The sequence below is a fragment of the Mesorhizobium sp. Arg314 genome, from assembly GCF_053714275.1.
In genome coordinates this window covers 1-9715 of record NZ_JBSKBP010000089.1, presented here as the reverse complement: position 1 = coordinate 9715, position 9715 = coordinate 1, and the positions used below count along the sequence as shown (strand labels likewise).

At 61.5% G+C, this 9715-nt stretch carries 10 protein-coding genes; 3 read left to right on the top strand and 7 right to left on the bottom strand.

Annotated features, from left to right (window positions below; translation table 11 throughout):
* A partial coding sequence (locus ACWGS9_RS33230) for a hypothetical protein (protein ID WP_454509203.1) occupies window positions 1–289 on the top strand: 289 nt, incomplete at its 5' end.
* An 11-nt stretch (window positions 290–300) separates the two neighbouring features.
* Here ACWGS9_RS33230 and ACWGS9_RS33225 read toward each other — a convergent pair.
* The 6 genes from ACWGS9_RS33225 to ACWGS9_RS33200 form a co-directional block, all read right to left on the bottom strand.
* The gene (locus tag ACWGS9_RS33225) at window positions 301–876 is read right to left on the bottom strand and encodes a hypothetical protein (protein WP_454509202.1); all 576 of its coding nucleotides are present in this window, start codon (window positions 874–876) and stop codon (window positions 301–303) included.
* 170 nt (window positions 877–1046) lie between these two features.
* Complete coding sequence (locus ACWGS9_RS33220; RefSeq protein ID WP_454509201.1) at window positions 1047–1781, bottom strand: hypothetical protein; 735 nt, start codon at window positions 1779–1781, stop codon at window positions 1047–1049.
* Entirely contained in the window at window positions 1781–4018 is a 2238-nt protein-coding gene (locus ACWGS9_RS33215) for a Mov34/MPN/PAD-1 family protein (RefSeq protein WP_454509200.1), read from the bottom strand. The genes ACWGS9_RS33220 and ACWGS9_RS33215 overlap by 1 nt, the downstream gene beginning before the upstream one ends.
* 4 nt (window positions 4019–4022) lie before the next feature.
* Window positions 4023–5267 (bottom strand): ComEC/Rec2 family competence protein, encoded by a 1245-nt coding sequence (locus tag ACWGS9_RS33210; protein WP_454509199.1) that lies wholly within the window; start codon window positions 5265–5267, stop codon window positions 4023–4025.
* Window positions 5268–5902: 635 nt separating this feature from the next.
* Window positions 5903–6307, bottom strand: coding sequence for a hypothetical protein (locus tag ACWGS9_RS33205; RefSeq protein WP_454509205.1), 405 nt, complete (start codon window positions 6305–6307; stop codon window positions 5903–5905).
* Window positions 6199–6576: a hypothetical protein gene (locus ACWGS9_RS33200; RefSeq protein ID WP_454509198.1), complete on the bottom strand. Its 378-nt coding sequence runs from the start codon at window positions 6574–6576 to the stop codon at window positions 6199–6201. The genes ACWGS9_RS33205 and ACWGS9_RS33200 overlap by 109 nt, the downstream gene beginning before the upstream one ends.
* Window positions 6577–7609: 1033 nt before the next feature.
* Between ACWGS9_RS33200 and ACWGS9_RS33195 the strand changes: the two genes are divergently transcribed.
* Both ACWGS9_RS33195 and ACWGS9_RS33190 read left to right on the top strand, forming a co-directional pair.
* Complete coding sequence (locus ACWGS9_RS33195) at window positions 7610–7933, top strand: DUF736 domain-containing protein (protein WP_454509197.1); 324 nt, start codon at window positions 7610–7612, stop codon at window positions 7931–7933.
* Window positions 7934–8245: 312 nt separating this feature from the next.
* Complete coding sequence (locus tag ACWGS9_RS33190; protein ID WP_454509204.1) at window positions 8246–8425, top strand: hypothetical protein; 180 nt, start codon at window positions 8246–8248, stop codon at window positions 8423–8425.
* 232 nt (window positions 8426–8657) lie between these two features.
* Here the strand turns inward: ACWGS9_RS33190 and ACWGS9_RS33185 are convergent, their stop codons facing one another.
* Window positions 8658–8912, bottom strand: a complete 255-nt coding sequence (locus ACWGS9_RS33185) for a WGR domain-containing protein (protein ID WP_454509196.1) — start codon at window positions 8910–8912, stop codon at window positions 8658–8660.
* Window positions 8913–9715 lie beyond the last annotated feature (803 nt).

Below are 9715 nucleotides of genomic sequence, written 5' to 3'. Positions count from 1 at the left end.
GTTCCTCTCCGCGACGGTAATGCTGAACGACGGCAAGAAGGACCCAGGCGCCAGCCTTTGGGATTGGTCGCAGCTTCGGACGCTAAACGATCCCGCCCGTATCTGCACTGAATTTCACAAGGAGCTGGCCGATCCGTGTATCGGCAATGCGACCGTGCTGCCGGGCCTTGAGCCAACAATCTTCGGCGCGCTAACCCTCGGGGCCATTGTCGTACTCGCGATGCACTGGCCTGCCGTGGTGACGGGCCAACTGCATGACCCCCCATCGATCACGACCCACGGCCAGTAAGTTAGCTCCTACTAAATACGGCCTTTAAGGGCGTCGATGGCGTCGAGAGCTTTCCGCCGGCGCGCAATGGCCTCGGTTAGCAGGGTCTCTAATTGGGCGTTATGCGCATCGACTTGTGCCTTTGAGTATCCGACGTACTCGCGCAGGATTTGTTCCTGGCGATCGATATCGCGTTTCAATGTCTCCGCGTCGTTCCGACCTTCCATGCCAATGACGATGCGGCCGCCAGTGATGAGACCATAGGGCAACACACTCGAATAGGGATTGGTTTTGAGCGAAAACAGCGCTGGTTCGCCGGTGAATGCGAAGCTGCGGGTCGCGCGCACTCCATCAATGATGACTGCACCATCGAAACCGTCATGGACTCGCACACGCGCTTCGCTCACATCCTTTTGAGGATTTTCGAAGTCTACCTGCAACGGTTCGACACGAGCGTTTGGCAGGTGCTGTCGGGTGATCTCGGCGTCGGTCTTACTTAAGTCCACTTTAGTGACGTTCTTGCGCACGTGTTCTTCAACCGCGCCCACTTGGGCCCTGAGGTAATTGTCCAAGCCATTTTTTCGGAAGAGTGCTTCACCGATAATCATGGTATCCCTCGTTATGTTTGATAAGGACACTATCACGCAAAGTGCGGTCGGCCGACGCCAAGATATCTGCCAACGTGCTCGCCGGACTTCAAGTCAATTTACAACACTTTCTCCAACCTAACACTGTATGATCCGCCAATGCCAAGAGCTACCGTTGATTTCACTGACCGTCACCCTGCTTGCATCTGTACGATCAGGGTTTCGCAGCTGAGCGTGAGCTGGCGCGCGTAGGCCTTCGACGCGTCAAGTACGGCCCGTTTCGTGACGCCAAAAAGCAGGTAAAGCGCGTGCACGGCGGCAAGAATCCCCAATGCCACGAGCTTTCCATGGGTCAGTTCGGCAAAATCCGGCTTGTAATAGATGATCGCGGCCGCGGCCGCGATGGTCAGCAGGTTGAGGCCGATACCGTACGGCTTAAGCGCAAGCAGGTTGCGGTAGTAGCCATAGGTGATGTTCTCGTTGAACAGGATCCGGAACTTGTCGGTGTCGCGGGTGTTCTCGCGCAGCCAGTTGTAGCACTGGACATAAAAGGCAGCGGCCTCGTCGGGATCCTCGATTTCCATATCCCGGGTCGGCGCCGGCTGGTCGAGCTGCTTGGCAAGGAACTGCCGATACCGTTTCTTGGTCTTGTCATCGAGCGTCTTGTCGAGGTGATTGAGCTCACGGTTCTCCGGGCGCCCGCCCGTGGCCGCAAATAGCTGCCGTTCCTTCCGCTTGCCGAGACGGCGCGCGATGTTGGAGGCCGCAAAGAACAGGACTGTGACGGCGGCCCCGATAATCGCTTCCGGCAGGCTCGGCTGGACCCAGTTGAAGGCCAAGACGATTAGCACGATGACCGGCGCGATGGCCAACGCCGCCGGCGCCAGGCGGGCCTTGATGGAATAGGCGTCGAGATAGTCGTTCATCAGGCCTCCTTGTGCATGATGGCGTGGTAGGTGCCGGGGGTGGCGATGAGCAAGATAGCCGGCGGAGCCCGTTCGGCCGCCACCTGCTTGGCGGTCTGCCGGTCGGTGCCGGATGGCCCTTGCTCAGCAAGGTGGCTGTGCCAGGTGCCGACGTCGAGCAGCGATCGGCCGCTGTCCTGGAAATGGGTGTCGATGCGCTGTTTCATGCCCTGGGTGCCGAGCACGAACAGGGTCGGCGTCCTGACGCTGTCTTCAGGCGCCTCGATCAGGTCGACCACGGTCACGGTCTTCCTCAGCGAACTGCAGGACCCAATCAACAGACCGCCGGTCTCGACCTTGGGATATTTTGCGATCTCCTCGCGGATCATGCGGGCGACATCAGAAGACAGCCGCACCGTCCATTCCCCGCCCTCCACCGGAATTTCCAGGAATTTGGGCACCGCCAGGCGGCGCCAGTGCGTCGATGGGCTATCGGGCTCCGTCACGCCGACGACGAGTTCTCCCTCGCCGGCATTGGCGATCGCAAGCCGCATTAGCTCCTCGCTGGCTGTGGCCGTCATCGCCGACAGGCGCGCGTCGGTCATCGGCATGGTCATCGAGCCGCAGCCTTCCCCGATCTGGATCTGTGCAAGCCCGAACGCGGGATCGAACAGCAGGCTCCGTTCATAAGGGGTCACCGTCGCCGACAGGACCGTCTGCAGATCGGCAAGGCTTGGATTGCGGTCGGCGCCTTCATGGAAGACAAAAGCGCAGCGGCCGCGCCCGAACAGTGCGATCTCGGCCACGCGCGCCGGCAGCTCGGCCGGGGTGACAATCGACAGCGCGTCGCGCACCAGGCTCGACGCGGTCGTGTTGATCAGGGTCCGGGTCCCTGCAGGCGCAATCTTCAACCGGTCCTCGGGCCGTTTCAGGCCCTTGACGACGTCGATCAGGTTGGCCTCGGGCCTTTGCCCGAGCGGCCCCAGCTCCTCGGCCAGTTCGAAGGCCTTCGGCCAGGGCAGGGGGAGCCGCACAAGGGCATGCCGGGCCATGTTGTGCGGCCTCAGCTCATTGCTGTCGGACACGGCGAGGACCTCGGCACCGGCCCGGGCCAGGTGCAATGCAGCCTTGGACCCGACGCTGCCGCAGCCGACCAGGCTGAACGGCCCGAAAATCGGAGCGGCCGACACGGTACGCAAGAGCTTCGGTGTGGTCCGGTCAAGCTGCTCCATGGCGACGACCGTCTTCGCGTTCGGACCTTCGAACAGGGACGCGCGCTTCGGCTTCGCCGTGATCTCGATCAGGTAGGGGAGCAACTCAATGGTCGAATCCCGGCCGATGAGTGGGAACGGGCGCCGCGCGCACAGGACGACGGCAACCGGCAGAACCGCGGCTGTGGTCTTGTGCTTCCATCGATGCTCGAGTTTGTCGAGAAACCGGGCGAACTCCGCGCCGCAGCCCAAAGCGACGGCGCGTTTGGCCAGATCGTCGAGTGTTTGGACGGTTTCGGGAAGGACGGTGCTGGTGATGGCATCCTTTGGCGGCCAGATTAGCGCCGTCACGCTGATGCCGCTGTAGCGATCTTCGCGTTCAGGCTCAAACGGGAACGGTTTCATGTCGCCGAAGACCGCAGCAAGTTCGTTGTTCGCCGAAAGGGTGTAAGCCCTTTTGCCAGAGAGATCCTTGCCTTTCGCGAATCTGGTCGCAAGCCACACGGAGCCCGTCTTGTCGGTGACCTGGCTGCGGGCGTAGTCCGCATCGATAATCAGCCGGTCCGGCAGGCCCTGACGCATTACCGGTTCCCAGCCGTGGTCCGGGTCCATCAAGGTGCCAATCGCGGCGCGGCCGAGCCATAGGCCCATTTGGTTGACGATGGCGCCGATGCCGAGCTCAAGCAGCCCGTGCTGGTTGAGAAATTCGTCCTGATCGCCGTCAACGAGGCAAGGGGTCGGACGAACATTGTCCGATCCGGGTGTGAGGTGAGCCATGTCGCGCGGGAAATCCGCGCGCAAGGTGAAAGTGGGACAGCGCCACGGATAGTCCGAGCGCAGCGTGACCTCGACGCGTTCGACCGGCAGGACACCATTGGGGGCGCCGCCTTTGGCGATCCAATGCGTTGGCATTTCCACGGCCAGATCGAGGAACAGCGACGCCACGTCTTCATCGACGGCGATCAGGCCACAGCAGTTGCATTGCGGAATCTCGTTGGCGACACGCAGAAAATGGTCTGCGTGTCGCTTCATTTCTGCCAAGGCCATGGGTTCAGCCGTGAGCCCTAGGCGTGGTGGTCACGCCGCTGACACCGGCAATCGACGCGGCCTTCTTGGGCGTCAGCGCCTGCTTCTTGGCCGTCCCGGCGCTGGTGATGTTGAATTCCACCGGCCCGTCATGCGTTTCGGCATACTCGGTCGTGCAGATGAAGCGGTCGCTGGAGGTGATCGAGACGTATTCCCGCTTCGCACGCTCGTGCGGCGGGTTGTCGTCATCCTTCTTGATGGGCTTGCACGAGGCAACAATGATGGCGCCTTCGCGCGTCTGCGACAGGGCGTTCCTCGCGTCCTCGGAGACCTTGACCTTCTCGCCCAGTTTCGACCAGCGGTCATGGCTCAGGGTGCGCCACGAGCAGTGGTGGGGCGTTTCCATCACATCGTAGGTCAGCCAGTCCTTGTTGATGTCCTTGTGGCGCTGCCACAGCCGATCCCAGATCGACACGTCGGCGTCACCGCCGGTCAGGAAGCGGCAGCGGTCGGCGAAGCCGTCGCCGGCGATGGAAAACCGCACGATCGCCGAGGAGTTGTTCTTCTCGAGTTCTTCGATCAGCTCCTTGTCGTCTTCATCAACAAGCATCGGCGCCAGCAGGCGACCTTCGAACTGGCCGGCATTGACGCGATCGGCCGCGGTCAGCAGACCATCCTGCTTGACCAAAATGTCCGTAAGGTCATCAGTCTTGCCGTCCTTATCCTCGCCGAGGATCAGGATACGGTCGCCCGAGCCGGTGCCGGTGAGGCCGTTCTCGCGGAACAGCTTGACGCGGCGTCGAGCTTCGGTCGCCCACGCCTTGGCCTCTTCGCACAACGTGTGCTGAGAGCTGGCGCGGCGGAACACGATCGGCGACGACCACATCTCGCGGATCAGGATGAGATCCTCGTTGTCTTCAGGGAAATCGTCGGGCGGGCCGAGGTGGAAGTGCGTGGTGAGCCCGGTCACGTGGTCAGAGTCCGGATGCGACAGCAGGAAGGCGTCGACGTAGAGCCGGCCCTTGTCGTCACGGGGCAGCCGATCCTTGAGGTCCTTGGCAACGTCGTAGGTATCGTCGTCGGGATCGTCGGCAGCGGCTCGGATGTTGATGTCGACGAGGATCGTCTGCTTGTTGTTGAGTTCGATCAGCGCCATGTCCCCGTTGCCAACGGGGAAAAAGGTCAGTTTTGCGGGCATTAAAGTCGGTTCCTGTGTTCGGCCGGAACGGCCACGCAGCGGATCAACTCCGCGTGCGCGCGCCGCCGGCAACTATGCCTGTGGCTTGTCAATGGAGCCTTGGGGCACTAGAACCGACTTGCTACGGTACGGACCGGTGGTCTGGGCAGCCTCACGGCGCCACGTCCGCAGGTACGCACAAACAGAAGGCAGACGGTGGAATCACCGCCTGCCTTTTTTTATGGCATAAGGTAAAATTCTTGTAAATGCGTTCGTGCAGCGCGTTGCACTTAGGATACGGTTATTTAGCCGGTTGTCAACAGGCCAGAACGCCGCAGGCGGCGATGCATGGCATCTATGTTATTTTGTATATGGTGACGGGACGCTCTCGACGCAAGGTCACGCGGCATCTGATGGACGCCGGCCAACGGTTCTCGGACCACGACAACGGCAAAAAGATTTCAGCTTCTAATCGCGCTTCAGCTGATAAATCCCATCCAGTCGACCCACCAGGGTGGTCGTTCGGGCTGGTCACCTGCTTGCGCGGGTGGCTGTCAAGTACAATGTGTGATCAGCATGTAGGCGTGAATGCTACGCCCACTCCATTCATCGTCACCCGAAAACGCCGGTATTCGCGGCTGACGAAGTCGCTGAGTCACGATTGACATGCAGCGTTCTCAACCTGCTGGCCAGAGCAGTCGTGAGGGCGGCAAGCCCTTCGCCGTTATTCAGATAATGAAGGAACCGGTGGTGGCGCAAGTCAAATGGGATGTCGTCGGCCGACTGGGTGATCGGAATGACGTGCTTCCCCAGCGTGTGAGCGATGCCGGCCTCGTAAAAGACGTTGGGGTTTTTGCCCGTGAAGTCGCAAACGACATGAACGATCGATAGATCAGTCCGAAAATGTCCTGAATGACGGCCGACTCCTTCCAGATGTTGTCGGCCCGCTCGCAACGCATGCCGCTTTGACTGCTGGCTTCCTGAATCGCGCTGTAGACGCCATTCAGGCCGGCAGAGAATGGCATCATCGCTGAGACCAGATACGGGTCGGGCGGTTCCGCCGGCAGCGTGAAGGCAGAAGACTGAAAATAGACGCGCGGCCAGCGTTCACGGCACTCGAGATCGTTTGGCAACCGCCCCCGAATTTGTCAGTGATGTAGCTGTCGACTTCCGCAAAATTGGCGTCCTCACGCTCGACGATTCGCATCAGCACCTCCAGGGCGCAGCCAGCATAGTCATCATCTCCGAAGCTGAGACTTCGAAGGAGCCGGGAGTGCGAACTGATCAAGTCGTAACAGCCAGTGAGCGTGCCGAGCTCAAGCCAGTTTTCATGCTTGAAGTGCTCGACCGCCACATTCTTGAGGGCAAGGATTTTCCGGCGTGTTTGTGCGTCTACGTACATGGACTCGATTCTGGTGCGAGAAGCGGGCAGGATCGTATGCCGTGGATAGCTGACGAAGCCAAGAGCGGCTCGATGTGGATGAAGTGGGCTGCGCAGCAAGGCCGGAACTTGGCGCAGCGCCCTGTGTCGTCTACGACAACATGCGCGGCAGGGTGAGGACAGTCCGCGACGTCGCCGGTTGGCGCCAGATGCTTCGCGCCGCTGGCCCGGACGTCCGCCGGCAGGTCGAGGCGCGCAGACCGAGGATGAGCGCATCGTGGCCATGGGGTGATCGTCCATTCTCGCCAGGCCGGCTGCGGAGGACGGGCCCGACATGAACAGACAAGGCCGGGCGCCCTCGCTTCGATGGCCGGGCGGACGACGACCATGGCGCAGGCCTGCCCGAACGGAAGCCGGCCTCGCCAGACCGACCCCGGTTGGTACACCCGTATGCTTCGGACGGATCCCTTGTTGTCTGGCGCGCCGCTCGTGTGGTGCGAGTTGTCAAAGATCGCGCCGATTTCTGGCATTCGGCGCCGAGCAAGCGATGCGTTCCACCCTGGTGCGCAGCGACCGTTTTGAAGCAGCAGCCGGTTTCGAACGACGAGGCTTGGTGGTAGGACACAGGCGACCGAAACGCCCTCCCACGATCCGTCGTGAACCCAGGACGATTACAGGCAATGACAGGAAGCAAGGCACTGCCGCTCCTGCAGTCATGGCGCGTGGCGGAGAAGAAGCGATCGGATAGCCCGGGGTGCGTCTCCTCCAGTCACACCCAGCCCTTTCCCGTGTTATGTCGCCTTTGTAGAGGACCGCCTGCTTACCGCAGTCAACCCCCGTTGGGGGTACGCTCGGCAAAAATTCAGGAAAATTCGATTTCGATCTTTGGTTGCGGGCCAGACATTTCCCCCCGCAAGCGGTCCCTGGGGAAAGTGCGGCCCGCGATTTGCGGCAAATAGAATTTTCCAGAATTTGTTTCGAGTGACCGCAGCAGGACGGCCCTCTCCTTCGACGCCATCGGGAACGGTCCCGATGCAACCGAAGGAGAAGTACAATGGCATCCACAATCGCAAACCTCACCACCAAGGCCGACGGCTCGATGGAAGGCGTCTTCGCCACGCTCCGCATCAATGCTCCGATCGCCGTCCTCCCGAACGCAACCAAGTCCAGCGAGGACGCACCGGACTACCGCGTCATCAACAAGCGTACCGGCTTCGAGATCGGCGCGGGCTGGAACAGGATTTCGCCGCGCACCGGAGCGGAATACACCTCGATCCGGCTGGAGGCGCCCGAGATCGGCGTGATCTTCGGCAACGTCGCACCGGCCCCCGGCGGTGAGGAAAACAAGCGGGTGATCCTCTGGAACAACCCGGAGTGACCCGAGCCGAACCGGCCCCGCAAGGGGCCGGCTTCCCTTCGTGCCTCTGCCCTGGACCGTCCTTGTCCAGTCGCCCGTTGTTCACGTGCCACACGAGACGAATGCCTGCCTGCTCAGAACGCCGATTGTGCCATGAGGAATCGCGCCGCCTCAAGGACATCGCGGTTCCCCCAATTTTGTCTCCGCTCCGGTTCCCTGCGCTCCGACAAAATCGGCACCCCCGCTCGCCGGGCTCCGCCGGTCGCTGACGCGATCCTTGATCCGGCCCGATCCCTCCCGACCGCGGGCGTCATCTTTCACACCATCAAGGAGATGACGACGATGACTGTCACCCTCGAAATCCAAATCGAACAGCTGTGCGCCGAACTGCAGAACGGCGTCGAGCGGACCGAACGCCGCCAGATCGAAGCGGAGCTGGAACTGGCTCTGGCCGAACTGGCCGCCTCGGTCGCCGAGCAGGAGGGCATCATCGACGCCGCGCCGCCCTTGTGAGGGCGGCGTCGGCCCGGGCGCGCTTGGCGGTGTCAGCTATTGAACGCGTTCTTCGCGGTCTTCGCCTGCGCGTTGGTCCAGCTCTGCTCGCCGGCGATCTTGTCCACGATCTCGGTTGCTGTCGCCACGGCAAATGATCCTGTCAGCTTGAGGGTCTCTTCCGGAACCCGGTCGGCTCGCGGCGATGGTAGGGTAGGGCACGCAGCACCGCTTCGGCCTGGTATCGCCGCCTTCAGGCCGGGTCGCAAACACGATATCCGCGTCGGCGCTTGGCGCGCTGAAGACGCAACGTCGCCGCGGTCGCATCGTCTTCGCTGTCGAAGGTCTCCATCATCGACTGGCCGCTGGTCCCAATGCGGCCCCAGTTGCGGATGAGGGAGGCTCCGCCGAACAGGGTCGGCTGGATCGCGAGCAAATAGAACCGTCGCATGTTCTGTGACGGTTCGATGCGGCGAAGATGGGCTGGGCCTGTTTCCTCTTTCTCCATGGCTGAAGTCTCGCTTCATTCGGAAGCAGCGTCCAACCACTTTTATGAATCGATCCAGTCAGACCGATTCATAATGCTGATGGTTCCTTGCATCGGCTCCGATGGTTGTCGCCACAGGCTGCGAAAGAGAAGGTTGGGCGAGGCCCGTCATCATCACTCGGTGTGGGCTGTTCTGCGCCTGACGGATGAGAGCCCGCCCGCTCTTGTTCGGGCAAGGGCGTAAGCCGCCAAAAAAAGCGGTATGTTCCAAAGGAGCGCGTCCAGCCAGCTCCGGATGACCGGTTTCACATTTACGAGGCTTCGGTTCCAACGTCTCGCGGGTCGGCCAGCTCAGGCGGAGATGGACGTACTTCTTCGCGCCGAGGGGCACAAGTTTGATCGGAGGAGCGGCGACCATGAACCACCACCGGTGGAGGAGGGGGCGAGCGAGGGGTCAGCGTGCCCGAGCCAGGCGGTGTCGCTCGGTCCGATTTTATGACGACGGCCTTCGCCTCTGCAGAGAAGCGGGGGGCGGCCGTGTTTGACGCCGGCGAGGCGATACTACGATTGGAAGTCAGAGAGAGAGAGAGAGAGAGAGAGAGAGAGAGAGAGAGAGAGAGAGAACTCGCGGCCCGGTCGGGGACCGCGACCACATCCGGCGAGCCAGGTCTGGTGGCGGTCTTTCAAGAAGCTAGTTTGCCGATTTTGATACTTTACTTTGGCCGTCGCGGCTTGCAATCATGCCGAGTGAGTCTGAGCGGAGGAAAAATCGGGCACAAAAAAACCGGCGCGGAGGCCGGCTTTTCCAGGGAATAGGCTACAGG

Excerpts from the sequence above, each read along its gene's own strand:
- ACWGS9_RS33185 (WP_454509196.1), bottom strand. The coding sequence starts at position 8,912 with ATGGAGAAAGAGGAAACAGGCCCAGCCCATCTTCGCCGCATCGAACCG.
- ACWGS9_RS33225 (WP_454509202.1), bottom strand. The coding sequence starts at position 876 with ATGATTATCGGTGAAGCACTCTTCCGAAAAAATGGCTTGGACAATTAC.
- ACWGS9_RS33215 (WP_454509200.1), bottom strand. The coding sequence starts at position 4,018 with ATGGCCTTGGCAGAAATGAAGCGACACGCAGACCATTTTCTGCGTGTC.
- ACWGS9_RS33190 (WP_454509204.1), top strand. The coding sequence starts at position 8,246 with ATGACGACGATGACTGTCACCCTCGAAATCCAAATCGAACAGCTGTGC.
- ACWGS9_RS33195 (WP_454509197.1), top strand. The coding sequence starts at position 7,610 with ATGGCATCCACAATCGCAAACCTCACCACCAAGGCCGACGGCTCGATG.
- ACWGS9_RS33200 (WP_454509198.1), bottom strand. The coding sequence starts at position 6,576 with ATGTACGTAGACGCACAAACACGCCGGAAAATCCTTGCCCTCAAGAAT.
- ACWGS9_RS33220 (WP_454509201.1), bottom strand. The coding sequence starts at position 1,781 with ATGAACGACTATCTCGACGCCTATTCCATCAAGGCCCGCCTGGCGCCG.